The organism is Micromonospora sp. 067-2 (assembly GCF_046549295.1).
Taxonomy (GTDB): Bacteria; Actinomycetota; Actinomycetes; order Mycobacteriales; family Micromonosporaceae; genus Micromonospora.
The window spans coordinates 384614-403897 of the sequence record NZ_JAJPWB010000005.1; the positions used below are offsets into that span (position 1 = coordinate 384614).

Sequence of the window (19284 nt, forward strand, 5' to 3'; positions counted from 1 at the left end):
GTGTACGTCTCCGCGCGCAGCGACTACGCGCTCCGGGCGATGCTCGCCGTCGCCGCCGGTGTCGTCGGCGAGGGTGCGGGCGAAGGCGGCGAGCTGGTGAAGGCGGCCAGTCTGGCCGAGGCGCAGGACATTCCGTTCAGCTTCCTCCAGGGCATCCTGCTCGACCTGCGCCGGGCCGGCCTGCTGTTCAGCCACCGAGGCAGCGACGGCGGGTACGCGCTGACCCGCCCGGCCCAGGAGATCACCGTCGGTGACGTGCTGCGAGCGGTCGGCGGCTCGTTGACCACTGTCCGCGGCCTGCCGGCCGAGCGGGCCGGATATCACGGGGTGGCGGCCGGGTTGACCGACGTCTGGCTGGCGGTGCACGGGGCGATCGCCACCGTGGTCGACAGCAGGACCCTCGCCGACCTGCTCGACCGGCACCCGACGAACGAGGAGGGCGGTGTGGTCGAGCCGGTGCCCCGCCGGCCCGACCACACCTCGTACCGATCCTGACCGGGCCTGCCCCTCCGCCGGCACGGTCGGTCCGGTCGCTGCTCAACCCACGTACACGTCCGCCGCGCCGAAGCCCGGGGCGCCGGGGCTGTGCAGCTCCACCAAGCCGGCGGGAGCGTTACCTGCCGGAGTGGCATGCCAGGGTGCGAAGGCCGCGACCATGGCGAGCAACAGCCCGGCGAGCGCGACCGCGCCCACCAGGACCAGTTCGCGCAGCGCCCCCGAGCCGGCTTCGCCCGCCATGGTCACCCCTCCCGCACCGGGCCCCCCGCCCGGTATCCCCCGTGGGTCAGCTTCGGCCACCGGCGGCCGTGGCACAGTCAGCCAGCCGACCCGGCTGAGGCCGAATACCGACTCGAACGGGCGCGGACCGGTTGGCACGGCGAGCGGACCGGGCACAACGGCGCCACAAACGGATCGACCCGCCCAGCCGAAGCGGGGCGGGTCGGGCCGGACGTAGAAGATCAGACGGTGCGGGGGCGGCGCGGGCGGCGGGACCGGCCCGACGCGCGGTGTGCCGGCCGGCCGGCGCCGTCGGCGGCCGGGCCGCCGGAGCCACCGACGGTACGTCCCCGACCAGCGGCCGCCGGCGGGGCGACGATGGTCACCGGCACCCCGGACGGCTCACGGGCACCGGTCACCCGGGCCAGCGAGTCGTCACCCGGGCGCACCTGCACCGACTCCGGCCGGATGCCGGCCGTGGCCATCAGACGGGACACGTCCCGGCGCTGCTCGGGAAGGACCAGGGTGACCACGCTGCCGGACTCGCCGGCCCGGGCGGTCCGGCCGCCGCGGTGCAGGTAGTCCTTCGCCTCGGTCGGCGGGTCCACGTTGACGACCATGTCCAGACCGTCGACGTGGATGCCCCGGGCCGCCACGTCCGTGGCGACCAGGGCGGTCACCTGGCCGTTGCGGAACTGCTCCAGGATCCGGGTGCGCTGCGGCTGGGACTTGCCGCCGTGCAGCGCGGCCGCGCGTACCCCCTTGGAGAGCAACTGGCGGGCGAGCCGGTCGGCGCGGTGCTTGGTCCCCATGAACAGGATGGTGCGGCCGTCGCGGGCGGCGATCCGGGTCAGCGCGTCGGGCTTGTCCACCGCGTCGACGTGCAGCACGTGGTGGGTCATCGCGGTGACCGTGGCGGTGCCCGGGTCGACCGAGTGGGTCACCGGGCTGCTCAGGAAACGGCGGACCAACCGGTCCACGCCGCCGTCCAGGGTCGCCGAGAAGAGCATCCGCTGCCCCTGCGGCGCAACCTGCTCCAGCAGCTTGGTCACCTGCGGCAGGAAGCCCATGTCGGCCATCTGGTCGGCCTCGTCGAGCACGGTGATCTCGACCTGGTCGAGCCGGGCGTCACCGCGGTTGATCAGATCGTGCAGCCGGCCGGGGGTCGCCACGACCACCTCGGCGCCGGCGCGCAGGGCGTCCGCCTGACGCTGCAACGACAGCCCGCCGACCACGGTGGCGCAGCGCAGCCCGACGGCGCGGGCGTACGGGGCCAGCGCGGTGGTGACCTGCTGGGCCAGCTCGCGGGTCGGCACCAGCACCAGAGCCAGCGGGCGACCCGGCCGGGCCCGACGGCCGGCGGTGCGGGAGAGCAGCGCAAGCCCGAAGGCGAGAGTCTTGCCGGAGCCGGTGCGACCCCGGCCGAGCACGTCCCGACCGGCCAGCGAGTCGGGCAACGTGGCCGACTGGATCGGGAACGGCTCCAGGATGCCCTGCGCGGTCAGCGCGTTGAGCAGCGCAGGCGCCAGACCGGTATGGGCGAACGAAGGAACAACAGTGGTCACGCAGAAGCCTTCCTCGACGCGGCACGTGTCGAGGGAGGGCGCCGCGAACGGCGCTGTCACCGGCGGAAAAAGGCCGCCAGGACTCACAAGCACGAACCGAAGGTTGTACGGGCCGGCCCGCCGCCGGGCCGCCGCCTGCTCACGCAGGTCGACGGCGGGGCGGGCCGGTCCCGTCACCGTCGCGCCCGGAGGGCGCAGCGGGTGGTACCGACCGATCCGAAGATCAGATCGGGCGGATGTTCTCCGCCTGCGGGCCCTTCTGGCCCTGGGTCACCTCGAACTCGACCCGCTGGTTCTCGTCCAGGCTCCGGTAGCCGGAGGACTGGATAGCCGAGAAGTGGGCGAAGACGTCAGCGCCGCCGCCGTCCGGGGTGATGAAGCCGAAGCCCTTGTCAGCGTTGAACCACTTCACGGTGCCAATAGCCATGTGTTTCGTCTCCTTGACGGAACGTCGGACTCGCACTTGTTGCGAGCCCGAAGAGGAGCGCTCCGCGCGGGAATGCGCGAATCGCCTGTCGCTTCTGGTCGCCCCGCCCGGAGAACTCCGGACACAACAAAGAGCGCCTGGGGCCACAATCCCGCCAGGCGCACACAGAGTCTCTGGTAACCAAAACTGCAACCCGGTCAACGTACCACGGATTTTCCCGCCCCGGTCAAGATTGGTCGGAATCTTCGGGCAATCGGGCGATCAGGGCCGTGAGCCCGGTCACGTCCAGCAGATCGGCAGGACGCACCGTCGCCCCGTTCCGGACGTAGTGGAACGCCGCGCCGACCCGATCGACCGGCACGCCGGCCAGCTGCGCCCAGGCCAGCCGATAGACGGCCAACTGCACGGCGGCCACCTCCGCCGCCGGGCCGGAGGGCTGCGCGCCGGTCTTCCAGTCGACCACGTCGAACCGGCCACCCGGCCTCGAGAAGACCGCATCCATCCGCCCCCGGACCACCACCTGAGCGATCACCGTGGCGAACGGCACCTCCACCTCCACCGGAACCCGGTCGGCCCACTCGCTGGCGAGGAAGCGCTCCTGCAGCTCGACGAGCGCCTCGTCCGGCGCGGCATCCGCGTCGGCCGCACCCGGCAGCTCGTCCAGGTCGAGCAGCCGGTCGGCACCGAAACGCTGCTCCAGCCAGGCGTGGAAGGCCGTGCCCCGGCGGGCGTACGGGTTGGGTTCGGTGGGCACCGGACGGCGCAGCGTCCGGGCCAGCGCCGCCGGATCCCGACGCAACGCGACCAGCTGGGTGACGCTCAACTGACCGGGCAGGGCCACCTCGAGGGCACCGGAGAGCCGCGTCAACTCGGCCCGCTCGGCGAGCAGCAGGGCCGCCTCACGCTGCCAGCGCGCCACCTCCGGATCCACCTCCGGCTCGCCGGTGACCACCACCTCCACAGGGCCGTCGGTCATCAGACGGCGGACCAGCGCGGCCGCCTCGGCCAGCGCCGGCCGTCGGCCGCCCAGCGGGTCGGCCGGCCACTCCGCGCTGAGCACCACCTCGGCGGTCGGGTTCGTCGCATCCGGGGTCGGCTCCGGCGCCCACACGTCGACCAGGTGCCCCGGGCCGCCGTCCAGGCAGGCGTCGTACACCTCGCTCAGGAAGACCGACGGGCCACGCGGCCGCTTGGTCCCCTCCCCCCACCAGTACCCCGAGCAGAGCAGCAACCGACGCGGCCGGGTCACCGCCACATAGGTCAGCCGGCGCTCCTCCCGCTCGTCGTGAGCCCGCCAGGCGTCCGTGAAGTCGGTCACCGCCCGGGCCACGGCCCGCTGGTCGGCCGTCTCGTCGAGCGCCAGCTCCGGCAACCCGTCGTGGTCGCCGCGCAGCGGGAACGGCAGCACGCCCAGGCCGCCCAGCCAGTGGTCGGAGTTGCGGACCGGCCCGGGCCACAGCCCACGGCTCAGCCCCGCCACCGCCACCACATCCCACTCCAGGCCCTTGGCGGCGTGCGCGGTGACCACCTGCACCGCACCCTCCACCACCTCGACCTCACCGGGGGCGAGGCCGCGCTCCTCGTCCTCGGCTGCCGCCAGATAGGACAGGAAACCGGCCAGGGTCGCGCCGGGGGTCTCGCCGCCGAACCGGGCCGCCACGTCGCCGAGGGCGTCCAGGTGCCCCCGGGCCAGGCCGGCGTCGCCGGCGCCGTCCCGGCCGGCCCGCACCGCGACCTCCACATCCAGGCCGATGGTCCGCTCGATGTCCGCGATCAGATCCGGAAGGGCCTGGTCCAGTCGGTAGCGAAGCAACGCCAACTCCCGCCCGTACGCGCGGAGCCGTGCGAAACCCTCCGCCGAGTACGCCTGTGCCGGACCGAGGTCGGCCAGCGCCTCCACCAGGGTCGCCTCGTCCAGCAGGTCGGGACTGATCTCCGAGGTGTCGTCGGCCGCCACCTGCCGCCGGGCTCTGGCGATGGCCCGGGCCCGCCGGTGCAGAGCCACCAGGTCACGCGGCCCGGTCCGCCAGCGGGCACCGGTCAGCAGCCGCAGCAGGGCGGCACCGTCGGTCGGGTCGGCCAGCACCCGCAGCGTGCAGACCACGTCCCGTACCTCGGGGGTGTCCAGCAGGCCCCCCAGCCCGACCACCTCGACCGGGAGACCGCGCTCGCGCAGCGCCGACTCGATCGCCGGGATCTGACTGCGGACACGGACCAGGACGGCGGTGCTCGGGCGCTGCGCCACCGGAATGTGCTCGGGAGCCGCGCCGGGCATCCGGGCCGCGCCACGCCACGCGGCGAGCACGCTGTCGGCGATCCAGTCCGCCTCGTCGGCGTAGGTGGTCAGCAGCGCGCAGTGCACGGTGCCGCCCGCGGCCCCGCCGGGACTGCGGTGCGGGATCGGATCCAGGACGGTGAGCGCGGAGCGCAGCTCCGGGACCCGGGCGCCGGCCGCGCGCAGCGGGGTGGACAGCGCGTTCGCCACCCGGAGGATCTCCGGCCGGTTACGCCAGCTGGTCGTGAGACCGAGCGCCGCGGCCGGTTGACCGCCGGCCCGGGCGAACTCGGTCGGGAACCGGTCCAGGGTGCCGGCGCTGGCCCCCCGCCAGCCGTAGATCGACTGACACGGGTCACCCACCGCCGTCACCGGGTGCCCGCCACCGAACAGCGCGTTGAGCAGCACCACCTGGGCGTGGCTGGTGTCCTGGTACTCGTCGAGCAGCACCACCCGGAAGCGGTCGCGCTCGATCGCACCGACCCCGGGGTGGTCCCGGGCCACCCGCGCCGCCCGGGCGAGCTGGTCGGCGAAGTCCATCGCCTCGAAGTCCTCCTTGCGCCGGGCGTACGCCCGCACCAGCGGCAGCAGGCGCAGCCGTGTCTGCTGGAGCGCGAGCGCCTTGCGGACATCCGCGTAGACCCGGCCCGGTCGGGACTGCACCTCGGCGAAGAAGCGGCCCGTCCAGGCGGCGAGCTCGTCCGGGGCGACCAGGTGCTCATCCAGCTCCCCGGCGAGCGCCAACACCGCGTCGGTGATGGTGCTCGGCATCCGGTCCACCTCGGACATGTCGCCGTCGTAGTTGCGCACCAGCAGGTCGACCAACTGCCAACGGGACGCCTCGGTGAGCAGCCGGGTGGACGGCTCGTAGCCGGACCGCAGCCCGTGCTCGGTGACGATCCGCCCGGCGTACGAGTGGTAGGTGGAGACGGTGGGCTCACCGGCCAGCGGGTCGTCCAGCGGGTCGCGGCCCTGCCGGCCGAGGCGCCGGATCAGCTGGTCGAGCCGGGTCCGTACCCGGTGGGCCAGCTCGCCGGCCGCCTTACGGGTAAAGGTCAGCCCGAGGATCTGCTCCGGGCGCACGTACGAGTTGGCCACCAGCCACACCACCCGTGCGGCCATCGTCTCGGTCTTGCCCGACCCGGCACCGGCGACCACCAGCAGCGGCTCCACCGGGGCGGCGATGATCGCGGCCTGCTCCCGGGTGGGCGCCGGCAGCCGCAGCAGCTTGGCCAGCTCCACCGGCGTGTACCGGGGGCCGGCGTCGGCGAGCCGGGGCGCCGGAGCGGGGCCGGCACCGAAGAGAGTGGGCTGGGTCAAGGGTTCTCCGGACGACGGACGGTCGGCGGCTCGACGACCTGGCGCCCCTGCCCGGAGACCGGGCAGCTGGTCCGTACCGGGCAGACCCGGCACTTCGAGTTGGCCACCGCGGCGAACGTGGCGGCTGCCATCGTATCGGCGGTCCGCCGGACCAGCGCGGTCGCCCAGCCGGCCGCCGGTCCCTCGCCGACCGCCGGCTGGTTCTGCTCCCGGGCATCCTTCGCGGAGGTGCCGAGCTGCACCAGCGCGGCGCCCCCGGACTCGTCGCCGAACTCGGCGAACGCCCCCGCCTCGACCGCGGCCTGGTATGCGCCCAGCTGTGGGTGCTCGGCCAGATCTGTGCCGGTGACGGCGGTCGACTTGCCGGTCTTCAGGTCGATCACCACCAGCCGCCCGTCCTCGTCGACCTCCAACCGGTCGACCCGCCCGGTCAGGTCGACGGGTCGGTGCGGGTCGTCCAGGCGGACCGCGAACTCGTGCTCGATGGCGAGCAGCCGGCGCGGGTTGGTCGCCAACCAGCGCAGCAGCTTGTCGACCATCGCCTCGGCGCGCTCCCGCTCCGGGCCGGCCATCCACCGGGCGGCCAGCTCGATCGCGTCGAACCGGGCGGCCACGTAGTCGAGCAGGGCGCCCCGGTCGGCGCTGGCGTCCTCGGCGAGCATCGCGGCGGCGTGCACCAGATTGCCCACCCCCTGGGCGGTGCTGGTCGGGCCGCTGCCACCGTGCCGTTCCAGCAGCCAGCGCAGACTGCACCGCAACGCGCTCTCCATGGCCGACGGGGTGACCCGTACCGGCTCGCCGTCCTCGACGAGCGGCCGGTCGTCGGAGAGCGCGCGCAGCCCCCACCAGTCGTCGGGGTGCGCACCGGGCACGCCGGCGGCGGCGAGCCGCGCCAGTTCGGTCGCCGCGGCACGCCGCCGGGCCGTCGAAGCGGCCGGGTCGGTGATCGCGGTACGCAGCTCGGCGACCAGCGCCGGAAGGGTGAGCGCGCGGGGCGGGCGGGTGACCGGCAGCGCACCGGGCCGATCCGGTTCACCATCCCCCGCCGCGTCGACAACGGCCTCCCCGCCGTGCGACCCGCCCTTCCCTGCCGCGTCGGCGGTCGGCGTACCGCCGGTCTCCGGGCCGCCGCGCGGACCGGGCGGTGCGGGCGGGTCGACCGGGCCGGCGCCGTTCGGCGGCGTGGGCGGCGCGACGGGGCCCAGTTCGTGGAGGAAGCGGCTCGGCTGCTCCTCGTGGTCGTCACCGCCGACCGCGGCCGATGCCACGGCGCTGACCAGCAGCCGGTGGCGGGCGCGGCTGACGGCCACGTGGAAGAGGCGGCGTTCCTCGTCGAGCAGCGCCGAGGTCTGACCCATCACGTTCGCCGCGGTCGCCCCGCCGACAGACCGGCCGGCCAGCACGTCGACGAGGCGCTCCGAGCCGAGCAGGCTGCCGCGCAGTCGCAGATCCGGCCAGATGCCCTCTTGCACGCCGGCCACCGCCACCAGGTCCCATTCCAGGCCCTTCGCGGCGTGCGCGGTGAGCAGCCGGACGGCGGCGCCCCGGTCAGCGGTCGGGGCGATGGTGTCCGCCGGCAGGTCCTGGCCGAGCACGTGGTCGAGGAACACTTCGGTGCGGGCGCCGGGGAGCCGGTCGGTGAACCGGGCCGCCGCGTCGAAGAGCACCAGCACCGCGTCCAGGTCACGGTCGGCTGCCTCGGCCCTGCGCCGTCGGGCCAGGTCCCCCTCGCCGGCTGCCGGCCGCCCCTCGCCGACGGCGCCGGCCCAGCGTTCGGCCAGCCCGCTGGCGTGCCAGACCGCCCAGAGCACGTCCTCGACGGTCGCCCCTGGGCGCGCGGCGGTGTCCCTCGCCGTCGCCAGCAGCCCGGCGACCGCCTGCGCCGGCTCCGCCCACCGACGGTCGATGCCGGCCAGCTCGGCCGGGTCACGCAACGCCTCGACGATCAGCTCCCCGGACGGGCGCCGGTCCGCGACGGCCAGCGCCAGCGCGCGCAGGCCCTGCCGCAGCCGCCGCTCGGCCAGCGGGTCGGCGCCACCCAGCGGTGAGTGCAGCAGCGCGACCGCCGCCTCCTCGTCCAGACTGTCTGGCTCCAGCGCACACCGCAGCAGGAGCAGCAGGGGTGCCACCGCCGGTTGCAGATGCAGCGGCAGATCCTCGCCGTGCACCACGGTGGGTACGCCGGCCGCGTGTAGCGCCCGCTGCAGGGTGGGCAGCTGCAACGCGGTCGACCGCACCAGCACCGCCATCCGTGACCAGGGCATGCCGTCGAGCAGGTGAGCGGAGCGCAGCGCGTGGGCCAGCCAGGCGGCCTCGCTGGTCGCCGAACGGAACGTGTGCACCTCGACCACGCCGGCCGGCGCGTCCGGCAGCGGATGCAGGCGGCGGTGCGCAGCCGGCCCCCGCAACCGGCGGCCCAGCCGGGCGATCGCCGCGAGCAGGCCCGGGCCGGCCCGGTACGAGGTGGTCAGCAGCACCTGCGCGGCCGGCGCCCCGGAGGCGGTCCGGAAACGGTGCGGGAAGGTGCTCACGCCGGCCGGGTCGGCGCCCCGGAAGGCGTACGTGGACGAATCCGGGTCGGCGAAGGCGACCAACGGCTTGCCCCCGCCGGCGATCACCGACAGCAGGTCGAGCTGGGCGGGATCGGTGTCGGCCAGCTCGTCGACGTACACCTGGGCGAGCCGGCGGCGTTCGGCGGCCAGTAGCTCCTCGTCGTCGCGCAGCAGGCCGGTGGCCGCCCGCACCAGCTCGGCCGGGTCGTACGCGATCGAGCCGCGGTTGCTGACGTCACGCAGCGCGAGCACCGCGACGTACTGCCGCAGGAACCGGGCGGCCGCCGGCCAGTCGGCGCGGCCGAGCTTCTCGCCCAGCCGCGCCAGGTCGACGGGCCCGACACCGCGTTCGGCGGCGCGCATGAGCAGGTCGCGAAGCTGGCCGGCGAAGGCTCGGGTCCGTAGGGCGGGGCGCAGGTCGGTCGGCCAGCCGACCGGGTCGTCCTCGGGCTCCTCGCCCACCACGTCCAACAACTCGCGGATGATCAGATCCTGCTCGGGACCGGTGAGCAGGCGGGGCGACGGCTCGCCACGCTCGGCCGCGGCCCGGCGGAGCAGCCCGAAGGCGTACGCCGGAAAGGTGCGCACCAGCGGCTCCCGCAGCACCCGGTGGCCGTCCTGCGCCACCCGGGCCTCGATCCGCCGACGCAGGTCGGTGGCTCCTCGGCGACCGAAGGTCAGCACCAGGATCCGTTCGGGGTCGACCCCCTCGGCCACCCGGGCGGCGACCGCCTCGACCAGGGTGCTGGTCTTGCCGGTGCCCGGCCCACCGAGCACCAGCATCGGCCCGTCGGTGTGCCCGACCACCTCTGCCTGCACCGGATCGACCCGCCGCTCGGCACCGACCGGCGGGGTGCTGTCGTCAGTGCGGACGGTGTCACCGGCACCCACGGTGCTGCCGTCAGCAACGCTCCCGTCCCCCCGCGCCGGCCCTCCGGGCCGCCGCACCAACCGGTACGCCTGCATCAGCTCATCCCATCACGCCCATACGACACCAACCCCACCCCACCCAACCTCTCCACCCCACCCCATCCAGATCGGTCGATCATGAGGTTGGCGGCGCGACACGCCGACAGCGGTGCCGTCAACCTCATGATCAACCCAGGTCGGCCCGGATCAACCCGGATCGGCCCGGACCGGCCCGGGTCAGGCCAGGCGGGACTCGATGGCCTCCAGGGCGGCGGGGACGTTGTCGGCCACGGTGAGGAGGCCGAGGCCTGAGGGTTTGAGAAAGTGCTGGTCGGCGAGGGTGCCGAGCCAGTCCAGCAGAGGCCGGTAGAAGCCGTCGCTGTCGATCAGCACCATCGGCTTGGTGTGCAGCGCGAGGGTGGCGGTGGTCCAGACCTCGAACACCTCGTCCAGGGTGCCCAGCCCACCGGGCAGGGTGAGGAACGCGTCCGACTTGTCGATCATCAAGGTCTTGCGGCTGGCCATCGAATCGGTCACCAGCAACTCGTCCGAGCGCAGGTCGGCGACTTCCAGGTCGACCAGCGCCTGCGGGATCACGCCCAGGGTCCGCCCGCCGGCGGACCGGGCGCCGTCCGCCAACGCGCCCATCATGCCGACGCAGCCGCCGCCGCTGACCAGCGTGTGCCCGCGCCGGGCCAGCTCCGCGCCGGTCTCGGTGGCGAGGTCCAGCCACCGCTGGTCGAGGGTACGCGAGGAGGCGCAGAAGACGCAGATCGCCGCCATCAGCCCTCCCGGGGCTTTTCGGCGGCCTGCTCGGCGGCGGCCTGCTGGTCGGCAGCGGTACGGGTGACGGCCTCGTCGCGGACTGCCTCCTGCTCGGCGGAGAGCGCCGCCTCGGCCTCGACGATGTGCCGGACCGCCGCGCCGACGTCGTCGGTGAGGCAGATCAGCTCCAGGTCGGTCGGGCCGATCTTGCCGCTCGCGGCCATCGTGTCGCGCAGCCAGTCGAGCAGCCCCTGCCAGTAGGCGGTTCCCATCAGCACCACCGGAAACCGGGTGACCTTGCCGGTCTGCACCAGGGTCAGGGCCTCGAAGAGCTCGTCCATGGTGCCGAACCCACCGGGCAGCACGACGAACGCCTGCGCGTACTTGACGAACATGGTCTTGCGGGCGAAGAAGTAGCGGAAGTCGATGGCCAGGTCGGCCCATTCGTTGACGCCCTGCTCGAACGGGAGCTCGATGCCGAGCCCGACGGAGCGCCCGCCGGCCTCGCTGGCGCCCCGGTTGGCGGCCTCCATCACGCCCGGCCCGCCTCCGGTGATCACCGCATAGCCGGCTCGGGCGAGCGCACCGCCCAACTGCTCGGCCAGTCGGCACTCGGGGGTGTCCGGGCCGCTGCGGGCGGAGCCGAAGACGCTGACCGCCGGAGGCAGATCGGCGAGGGTGTCGAACCCCTCGACGAACTCGGAGAGGATGCGCAGTGCTCGCCAGGCGTCTCTGGTCTTCCAGTCGTCCCGCCCGCGCGAGTCGAGCAGTCGCTGGTCGGCGGTGCTGCTCGGGATCGCCCCCCGGCGCAGCGTGACCGCGCCCCGATGCCGCTCCTGTCTGGGACCGCGGCTGGCCTCCCGCCCGTTGCTCTGGCTCATGGAGCAACCGTAGTGGAGCCGTACCGGCCGGGTGGGCGGGGTGCGGACGCCAGGAAATAGTTCGGGATCTTGGGCAACTATTCGGCTCCGCCGTACGTCTTACTATTCACATACCGGGTATGCCCCGGCGCGCGCCTTCGGGGGAGGAACAGCGTGATCAGCAACAGCGAGATGATCCGGATCCGTCGCCAGATGCAGCGACGGATCCGAGACGTGGTGGCCGAGCGCCGCCGCACCCGTCAACTGGACCCGACCACCGTCCCCATCCCCTCCGGAGCTGATCAAGAGGTTTGCGTCGCCGACAACGGGCCCGGCTGACGCAAACCTCTTGATCACCGGCGGGGGCGGGGTCAGGCCGGGGCCAGCCAGCGGTGCAGGGTTGCGGCGCCGTCACGGATCTTGGTGATCTCGACGTGCTCGTCCCTGTGGTGGGCCAGGTTCGGGTCTCCCGGGCCGAAGTTGAGCGCCGGGATGCCCAGGGCCGCGAACCGGGCCACGTCCGTCCAACCCAGCTTGCCGATCGGCGCCGCGCCGACCGCCGCCACGAACTCCTTCGCCGGGGCCGCCTCCAACCCGGGGGCCGCGCCCGCCGCCGCGTCGGTCACGGCCACCTCGAAGCCCGCGAAGACCTCCCGCAGGTGCGCCTCCGCCGCCGCCGGGTCGCGATCCGGTGCGTACCGGTAGTTGACCTCGATCTCGCAGTGATCGGGGATCACGTTCCCGGCGACCCCGCCGTGGATCCGGACCGCGTTCAGACCCTCGCGGTAGTCGCACCCCTCGATGGTGACCCGACGCCCCTCGTACGCCTGGAGCCTGCGCAGCACCTCACCGGCGGCGTGGATGGCGTTCACCCCGTGCCAGGAGCGCGCGGCGTGGGCCCGCTCACCCGTGGTCGTCACGATGGCCCGCATGGTGCCCTGGCAGCCCGCCTCGACGATGCCGTACGTCGGCTCCAGCAGCACCGCGAAGTCCGCCTCCAGCCACTCCGGGTACGCCTGACCGACCAGCGTCAGCCCGTTGTACCGCGACTCGATCTCCTCGGCCTCGTAGAAGAAGTACGTCACGTCGTAGCGCGGCTCGGGCAGGGTCACCGCGAGGTGCAGGGCGTACGCGACGCCGGACTTCATGTCGGAGGTGCCGCAGCCGTACATCAGGTCGCCGCGCATGGTCGACGGGAAGTTGTCGTTCAACGGCACGGTGTCCAGGTGCCCGGCCAGCACCACGCGCTGCGACCGACCCAGGTCGGTGCGCGCCATGACGGTGTTGCCGTGCCGGTGGGTCGTCAGGTGCGGTACGCCCCGCAGCACCTCCTCGACGCAGTCGGCGATCGCCTTCTCGTTGAGGGACACGGACTCTATGTCTACCAAGGCGCGGGTCAGCGCCACCGGATCGGCGAGGACCTCGGGGGTCAGCGGGTTCTCCATGCTTCGCACGGTACCTTCAGGTCTGTCAGCGCGAGGAGTGCGCAGGGGCCAGCTCGGCCGCGACCGAAAGGGAACGACGTGACGTCCGCAGATTCCGCCTGGGGCATCGGCCTGGCCACCGTCACGGCAGACGAGCAGGTACTCGACACCTGGTACCCGACCGGCAAGCTGGGCCTGGGCGAGCTGCCGCTGGTCGCCGGTGAGGACAAGGCGGACGTGCTCGACCTGCCGCCGACCGCGCTCGGGGAGCGATCGCTACCCGGTCTGCGTACGGTGCAGGTGGTCACCGTGATCGGCTCCCTGGACGAGGAGATCAAGGACGCTCCCGACGCGTACCTCCGGTTGCATCTGCTGTCCCACCGCCTGGTGCGGCCCAACCAGCTCAACCTGGACGGCATCTTCGGCAAGCTGGCCAACGTGGCCTGGACGTCCGCCGGGCCGTGCCCGCCGGAGCGGGTGGACGAGCTGCGGGTGATCGAGCGGGCCGCCGGCCGCCACCTGGCGGTGTACGGGGTGGACAAGTTCCCGCGGATGACCGACTACGTGGTGCCCGCCGGTGTGCGGATCGCCGACGCCGACCGGGTCCGCCTCGGCGCGCACCTGGCCGCCGGCACCACCGTGATGCACGAGGGCTTCGTCAACTTCAACGCCGGCACGCTCGGCACCTCGATGGTCGAGGGGCGGATCGTGCAGGGCGTCGTGGTCGGCGACGGGTCCGACATCGGCGGCGGCGCCTCGATCATGGGCACCCTGTCCGGCGGCGGCACCGACAGGGTGCGCATCGGTGAGCGGAGTCTGGTCGGCGCGAACGCCGGTGTCGGCGTCTCGCTGGGCGACGACTGCGTGGTCGAGGCCGGCTGCTACATCACGGCGGCCTCGAAGATCACCCTGCCGGACGGCCGGGTGGTCAAGGCCCGGGAGCTGTCCGGCGTCGACGGCCTGCTGTTCTGGCGCAACTCGGTGACCGGCGCGTTGGAGGCCCGGGCGCGCACCGGCCGGGGCATCGAGCTCAACGCCGCCCTGCACGCCAACGACTGACGGCCCCGCCGGGTCCGCGGCGCTCGGCCGCGGACCCGGACGGGGTACGCCTCAGCGCAGCCGGTACGCCTGGATGATCTTTTCGCTCACCGTGTTGCCGGCGGCGTCCCGGGCGGTGGCCCGCAGGGACGCGTACCCGGCGCCGGCGGGATGCCGGACGGTGGCCGTCCAGCCGTGCCGACCGTTGCGGACCTGGGCGGCCTGCCAGGTCTTGCCGCCGTCGTAGGAGACGTCGACGGTCAGCTTCTCCACCCGGGCGGCCGGCGCACCGGGCTGCGACTCCACCCGCACCGGAATGACGAAGCTCCGCCCGGCCGGAGCGCTGTTGTCGACCGCCAGCGGCGGCGCGAAGCGTACCGCCCTCAGGGGCAGCCGGGCCGGGGCGTCGCCATTGACGTGCCGCGACCGGAAGGTCCAGCTGGACTCCACCTCCGTGCTCAGGTCGGTGAAGCTGCGCTTCGCCGACGTGCTGAGCCGGTAGTTCGCCGCGCCCGGCGGCACGGTGAACTCGCCGTAGCCGGCGTACTCGCTCTCGCCGACCAGCTTCCCGTTGCGCCACAGCGTGGTGCGCTCGGTGTCGGTGAGCGACCCGCCCGGGTGCCCGGCCGCGTCGCTGAAGATCGGCAGCCCGACCAGGATCGTGTCACCGACCCGGGTGACGCTCTGCTCCGGCCAACGTGGGGTCGGGAACGACGGTGAGTACGGCGCGTGGTTCCAGTCCTCCCGGACGGTCCGTCCGGCGCGATAGGCCGTGGGTGTCGAGAAGAGCGCGGCCTTCGCGTTCAGCCAACCGTCCTCGTCCCGCGTCCCGAAGTCGATCTCGGACTCCCACTTCACACCTCTGGTGTTGTAGTGCTCGACCCGCTGGCCGGGCACGTCGGTGGGCAGGATCAGCGCGGATCCGCCGACGTTGTACTCCAGCGCGGACAACACGATCCGCTCGGCGTCCAGCCCCTGGTAGCCGCCCCCGAACCGGTGTACGACGGTGGCCAGGTCCCGCCGGGTGTAGTTCCGCACGAAGCCGGTGGGCATACGGCCCGGGATCGCTTCGGCCAACGCGTACAGGTAGGGGCTGTTGGCCGTTTCGGGTTTGATCCACTGGCTGCTGATGGTGGCGACGAACCGGTCCGCGGAGGCCGGCCGGCCGAGCTGGGCGCTGGTCAGGCCATCGAAGGTGTCCGTCCAGAGCCCGATGGTGTAGCTGCTGCCGTCGTCGGCGGTGAAGTTTCCGCTGACGTCGATCAGCGCCGAGTAGGCGCCGCGCTCCGGAACGGTCGTGCGGACCGGCTTCGCCCGGCGGGCGTCCACGGTGATCCGGGTGTCCCGGTCGACGGTCAGTTCGGGTTGCACCAGCGCGGACAGCCCGGTCGGCCCACCGTCCGGTCCGGTCTCGAAGATCAGGCTGCTCAGGCCGTAGTGCCCCTTGGGCACCCGCACCGTGGCCACGCCGTCGGCGCCGGAGAGGTCCCGCCAGGAGAAGCTGTCCAGGCCCACCAGGCTGGTGGATTGCTGCGCGGTGCGCGCACCGGCGCGGTTCAGGTGCTCCACCGTCAGCGTGTAGCTCTCCACCTCCCGGTGCACGGCCAGCGGGGTGACCGCGACCGTCGTCCCGGAGCGGGCGACGACGCGCCCGGTCCAGTAGCCGTCGGCGTCCCCGAGCCGGGTGTCCGCGGTGACGGTGGTCGAAGCCGTTCCGCCCGCCGGCACGGTGAGCTGGCCCGCGCCGAGCGTGAACAGACCGGCCGGCACCGCCCGTCCGTCCGGGCCGGCGCCCTCGACGCTCAGGTTCAGGGTGACCGGGCCGGGACCGTCGTTGCGCCACGTCACCGTGCGGGTGATCGGGGCGTCGTCACCGTGCGGCCACAGGGTGCGCCCGAACGAGACACTCACCGGGTCGGTGGTGACCAGTTGGGTGATCGCGTGCGCGACGTCGACCCGCCCGGCGCCCTGCTGGTAGGCGGTCTGCGTCGGGTGCGGCTTGGCGGCGGCCATGAGCGTGGCCTTGAGCCGGTCGGCCCGCCAACCCGGGTGCTGCTGAGCCAGCAGCGCCGCCGACCCCGCCACGTGCGGGGTGGCCATCGAGGTGCCGGAGAGCGTGACGTAGCGCTCCCCCACCGGGTCGCCGATGACGCCGTTGGCGGACCGCGCGGCGACGATGTCGACGCCGGGCGCGGTGATGTCCGGCTTCAGCGCGTCGTCCCCGACGCGGGGGCCCCGGCTGGAGAAGTCCGCCAGCTGGTCGTCGCGGTCCACCGCGCCCACCGCGAGCGCGGCGTCCGCGCTGGCCGGGGAGCCTACCGAGCCGTCCGAGCCGTCGTTGCCGGCGGCGGTGACGAAGAGCGTGCCGGTCTGGGCGGTCAGTGTCTGCACCGCCTCCTCCAGCGGGTCGACCTCGGGGGTGTCCCAGCCGCTGAGGCTCATGTTGACCACGGAGGCCTTCTTCTCGACCGCGGCCCACTGCATGCCGGCGAGGATCGCCGAGTCGGTGCACCCGAAGTCCTCGCAGACCTTGCCGTCCAGCACCGTCGCGTCCGGTGCCACACCCTTGTACTTCCCGCCGGAGGCCGCGCCGGTGCCGGCGATGGTCGAGGCAACGTGGGTGCCGTGACCGATCGTGTCCCGAGCGTCGGGGACCTCGGTGAAGTTGCGCGCCTCGGCCACCTTGCCGGCCAGGTCCGGATGGGTCGCGTCCACCCCGGTGTCGAGCACCGCGACGGACACACCCTTGCCGGTGAACCCGGCTGCCCACGCGGCGGGCGCGCCGATCTGCGGCACGCTGTGGTCAAGGGTCACCCGGCGGCGACCGTCCAGCCAGATCCGCTCGACGCCCCCCGCCGCGCCGAGCCGGGAGGCCGTGGGGCCGGTGCCGACCGTCGCCCAGACCGCGCCGAGGGAGGACTTGCCGGTGCTCAGGGCCGCGCCACGGATCGCCGGCAGGTCGCGGGTCACCCGGGCGCCGGGCAGCGCGGCCGACGTACGCCGGGCGGTGCCCGCCGAGCCGTACGAGACGAGCAGCGGCAGGGTGTCGCGGTGGGCGTCGTCGTAGCCCGCCTCGACCAACTCGGTGACGTCGAAGAGCCGCCGGTCCACCCGGCCGGAGCGGAGCAGCGGCAACGCGTCGATCGGCGTCACCGAGAGGTGGCCGCGCTGGCGTTGAACGAGGAACCGGACGTCCTCCCGGCCGCTGCCCGGTCGAACGGCAGCGGCACCGGACGCGGTGACCGTCACCCGGTCACCGGTGATCAGGGTGACCGTGGTGGATCGCTCGGTGGGGGCGGCTGGGCGATTCGGCAGGGCCGCCCTGCCGGGGGTGCCGGGCACCGCGGCGGAGGCGGAGGCTGGGGCCGGCGTGGTGAGCGCCAGGACGGACACGAGGCCGAGGGCGGCCAATCTTCTTACCTGGTGCAACGGATCCTCCTCGGTGGAGCGTCGTTACCAGAGAGACACATTGACAGAGCTCAGGATTGCATACCCGGTATGCAGATGGAAGTCCCGAATATGACGATCTGAACAACCGCCCCGAGCGGGGGCCGGCATGATCGGGCGATGACCTCCATGAAGGACCGGATGCTGGCCGGCGAGCCCTACCTGGCCGACGATCCCGAGACCATCGCCGACCGGGACCATTCCGCCCGACTGATGGAACGCTTCAACACCAGTCCCGCCGACGACTCCCGGGCGCGGCTCACCGCACTGACCGACCTCCTCGGCGAACTCGGCGAGGGCACCTGGATCCGCCCGCCGTTCTACTGCGACTACGGCTGGCAGATCCGGATCGGGCCACGCAGCTTCGTCAACTACAACGCCGTTTTCCTCGACGTCGCCCGGATCACCCTCGGCGCGGACGTCCAGGTCGGACCGAACGTGCAGCTGCTCACCCCGACGCACCCGGTCGAGCCGGGGCCACGCCGGGACAAGTGGGAGGCCGCGAAGCCGATCACCATCGGCGACAACGTCTGGCTCGGCGGGGGCGCGATCGTGCTGGCCGGAGTCACGATCGGCGCGAACACCGTCGTCGGCGCCGGCGCGGTGGTGACCCGGGACCTGCCCGCCAACGTGGTGGCGGTCGGCAACCCGGCCCGGCCGGTCCGTCAGCTGGACTGAGCCGTACGGCTCCGGTCAGGCCGGCGGCGGCTCGGGAAGTCGGACGACCAGGTCGGCCCTTTCAGCGGTGCCGCTGACCAGGGCGGCATTGGCCTCGTCGCTGCCCGATGCCCAGGCCCGCGCCTCCTCCGGCGACCGCCCGAACGCCTCGTGCCGGGCGGTGAGCCGGCGCTGTCGCACCTCGGCGTCCAGGTCGAGGAACCAGATCTCGTGCACCAACTGCCGGACCTCCTGCCACGGATCGTCCGGCAGCAGCAGGTAGTTGCCCTCGGTCACCACCAGGCGGACCGACGGTGGCACCTCGATCGCCCCGGCCACCGGCTCCTCCACATCCCGGCGGAACTCCGGCGCGTAGACCGAGGTCGGCTCCAGCCGACGCAGTCGACGCAGCAGCGAGACGTACCCGTTGGCGTCGAAGGTGTCCGCCGCTCCCTTGCGCTCGGCGCGACCCAACCGGAGCAGCTGCGACTGCGCCAGATGGAAGCCGTCCATCGGCACCAGACGAGCGGTCGGGCCGACCTCCGCCACGATCTGCTCGGCGAGCGTGGACTTCCCGGCACCGGGAGCGCCCGCGATGCCGAGCAGTCGTCGCGGCCCGGCCTCGCCCAGAGCCCGCGCGCGGGCCACCAGCTCGTCGACCGGCAGCACCCGGGGCGGCGGCATCAGCTCAGGACCGGATCGCTGATCGTGAACCTCGCCTGCACGGCCGCCTGAACGGTCTGCGGTTGCGGGTCCAACTCCAGCTCCGGTGCTCCGCCGCCCGCGCCCCCGTCGTACGCCGCGCGGGCGAACATCGGTCGGTCGGCCGGACCCGCGTCGGCAAGCTCGATCAGCGAGGTGACCTGGGCACCGAGCGCTTCCGCATACTCCCGGGCGCGCAGCAGCGCGTCATTGATCGCCGCGTGTCGCGCCTCCCGATGCGCAGGGCTGCCCGGGAGCAGCTCCCACCAGGGACCCGCCACCTCGACCTGATCCTGGTCGGCCAGCCGGAGCATCAACTCGCCCAGGGCGGTGAAGTCGGTGACGGTGACCGTGGTGGTGACGCTTCCGTGCCAGGCCACCACCCGCTCGCCCGAGCGCCGCGTCTCCGGCCGGACCCGCAGGTCGCCGGTCTCCCGCCGGGCCACCACCGGGCCGGCGCCGTCCAACAGCACCCGGATCGCGGCCGCCCGCTCGGCGAGCCGGGTCAGCGTGGCCTCCCGATCCCGGTCCCGGGCCGTCGCCGTGACCGCGAACCGCGCCAGCTCGGGCGGCACCTCCCGGTACGCCTCGCCCCGCACCTGCACCACCGGACCATCGACCGCCAT

At 73.5% G+C, this 19284-nt stretch carries 15 protein-coding genes; 4 read left to right on the plus strand and 11 right to left on the minus strand.

The window, feature by feature from the left end; translation table 11 throughout:
- Complete coding sequence (locus ACLJN9_RS14555; RefSeq protein WP_410811830.1) at positions 1-495, plus strand: RrF2 family transcriptional regulator; 495 nt, start codon at positions 1-3, stop codon at positions 493-495.
- Between the two features lie 42 nt (positions 496-537).
- On the opposite strand, the gene ACLJN9_RS14560 is transcribed toward ACLJN9_RS14555, so the two are convergent.
- The 7 genes from ACLJN9_RS14560 to ACLJN9_RS14590 all read right to left on the minus strand — a co-directional run bounded on the left by ACLJN9_RS14560 (position 538) and on the right by ACLJN9_RS14590 (position 11411).
- Positions 538-738 (minus strand): hypothetical protein, encoded by a 201-nt coding sequence (locus ACLJN9_RS14560; RefSeq protein ID WP_410811831.1) that lies wholly within the window; start codon positions 736-738, stop codon positions 538-540.
- Positions 739-959: 221 nt separating this feature from the next.
- Complete coding sequence (locus ACLJN9_RS14565; RefSeq protein ID WP_410811832.1) at positions 960-2282, minus strand: DEAD/DEAH box helicase; 1323 nt, start codon at positions 2280-2282, stop codon at positions 960-962.
- Between the two features lie 223 nt (positions 2283-2505).
- On the minus strand, positions 2506-2709 hold the full coding sequence (locus tag ACLJN9_RS14570) for a cold-shock protein (protein ID WP_101369720.1): 204 nt from the start codon (positions 2707-2709) through the stop codon (positions 2506-2508).
- A gap of 226 nt (positions 2710-2935) precedes the next feature.
- The gene (locus ACLJN9_RS14575; protein ID WP_410811833.1) at positions 2936-6304 is read right to left on the minus strand and encodes an ATP-dependent helicase; all 3369 of its coding nucleotides are present in this window, start codon (positions 6302-6304) and stop codon (positions 2936-2938) included.
- A complete protein-coding gene (locus ACLJN9_RS14580; protein ID WP_410811834.1) occupies positions 6301-9822 on the minus strand; it encodes an ATP-dependent helicase in 3522 nt (1173 codons plus the stop codon). Before ACLJN9_RS14580 ends, ACLJN9_RS14575 begins: the two co-directional genes overlap by 4 nt.
- Positions 9823-10002: 180 nt before the next feature.
- Entirely contained in the window at positions 10003-10548 is a 546-nt protein-coding gene (locus ACLJN9_RS14585; protein WP_410811835.1) for a TIGR00730 family Rossman fold protein, read from the minus strand.
- A complete protein-coding gene (locus ACLJN9_RS14590) occupies positions 10548-11411 on the minus strand; it encodes a TIGR00730 family Rossman fold protein (protein WP_410811836.1) in 864 nt (287 codons plus the stop codon). Before ACLJN9_RS14590 ends, ACLJN9_RS14585 begins: the two co-directional genes overlap by 1 nt.
- A gap of 153 nt (positions 11412-11564) precedes the next feature.
- Here ACLJN9_RS14590 and ACLJN9_RS14595 point away from each other — a divergent pair, with 153 nt between their 5' ends.
- The gene (locus ACLJN9_RS14595; protein WP_410811837.1) at positions 11565-11729 is read left to right on the plus strand and encodes a hypothetical protein; all 165 of its coding nucleotides are present in this window, start codon (positions 11565-11567) and stop codon (positions 11727-11729) included.
- Positions 11730-11761: 32 nt separating this feature from the next.
- Here the strand turns inward: ACLJN9_RS14595 and dapE are convergent, their stop codons facing one another.
- Positions 11762-12835: a succinyl-diaminopimelate desuccinylase gene (dapE, locus tag ACLJN9_RS14600; protein WP_410811838.1), complete on the minus strand. Its 1074-nt coding sequence runs from the start codon at positions 12833-12835 to the stop codon at positions 11762-11764.
- Positions 12836-12913: 78 nt separating this feature from the next.
- On the opposite strand from dapE, the gene dapD reads away from it, so the two are divergent.
- Positions 12914-13873, plus strand: a complete 960-nt coding sequence (gene dapD / locus ACLJN9_RS14605; protein WP_410811839.1) for a 2,3,4,5-tetrahydropyridine-2,6-dicarboxylate N-succinyltransferase — start codon at positions 12914-12916, stop codon at positions 13871-13873.
- A 51-nt stretch (positions 13874-13924) separates the two neighbouring features.
- On the opposite strand, the gene ACLJN9_RS14610 is transcribed toward dapD, so the two are convergent.
- On the minus strand, positions 13925-17281 hold the full coding sequence (locus ACLJN9_RS14610; RefSeq protein ID WP_410811840.1) for a S8 family serine peptidase: 3357 nt from the start codon (positions 17279-17281) through the stop codon (positions 13925-13927).
- Between the two features lie 138 nt (positions 17282-17419).
- Between ACLJN9_RS14610 and ACLJN9_RS14615 the strand changes: the two genes are divergently transcribed.
- A complete protein-coding gene (locus ACLJN9_RS14615; RefSeq protein ID WP_410811841.1) occupies positions 17420-17977 on the plus strand; it encodes a sugar O-acetyltransferase in 558 nt (185 codons plus the stop codon).
- Positions 17978-17992: 15 nt separating this feature from the next.
- On the opposite strand, the gene ACLJN9_RS14620 is transcribed toward ACLJN9_RS14615, so the two are convergent.
- Entirely contained in the window at positions 17993-18640 is a 648-nt protein-coding gene (locus ACLJN9_RS14620) for a nucleoside/nucleotide kinase family protein (RefSeq protein ID WP_410811842.1), read from the minus strand.
- Positions 18640-19284, minus strand: a complete 645-nt coding sequence (locus ACLJN9_RS14625) for an SIMPL domain-containing protein (RefSeq protein ID WP_410811843.1) — start codon at positions 19282-19284, stop codon at positions 18640-18642. Before ACLJN9_RS14625 ends, ACLJN9_RS14620 begins: the two co-directional genes overlap by 1 nt.

Excerpts from the sequence above, each read along its gene's own strand:
- ACLJN9_RS14570 (WP_101369720.1), bottom strand. The coding sequence starts at position 2,709 with ATGGCTATTGGCACCGTGAAGTGGTTCAACGCTGACAAGGGCTTCGGC.
- ACLJN9_RS14620 (WP_410811842.1), bottom strand. The coding sequence starts at position 18,640 with ATGCCGCCGCCCCGGGTGCTGCCGGTCGACGAGCTGGTGGCCCGCGCG.
- ACLJN9_RS14615 (WP_410811841.1), top strand. The coding sequence starts at position 17,420 with ATGACCTCCATGAAGGACCGGATGCTGGCCGGCGAGCCCTACCTGGCC.
- ACLJN9_RS14590 (WP_410811836.1), bottom strand. The coding sequence starts at position 11,411 with ATGAGCCAGAGCAACGGGCGGGAGGCCAGCCGCGGTCCCAGACAGGAG.
- ACLJN9_RS14585 (WP_410811835.1), bottom strand. The coding sequence starts at position 10,548 with ATGGCGGCGATCTGCGTCTTCTGCGCCTCCTCGCGTACCCTCGACCAG.
- ACLJN9_RS14625 (WP_410811843.1), bottom strand. The coding sequence starts at position 19,284 with ATGGCGGTCGATGGTCCGGTGGTGCAGGTGCGGGGCGAGGCGTACCGG.
- dapE (WP_410811838.1), bottom strand. The coding sequence starts at position 12,835 with ATGGAGAACCCGCTGACCCCCGAGGTCCTCGCCGATCCGGTGGCGCTG.
- ACLJN9_RS14580 (WP_410811834.1), bottom strand. The coding sequence starts at position 9,822 with ATGCAGGCGTACCGGTTGGTGCGGCGGCCCGGAGGGCCGGCGCGGGGG.
- ACLJN9_RS14560 (WP_410811831.1), bottom strand. The coding sequence starts at position 738 with ATGGCGGGCGAAGCCGGCTCGGGGGCGCTGCGCGAACTGGTCCTGGTG.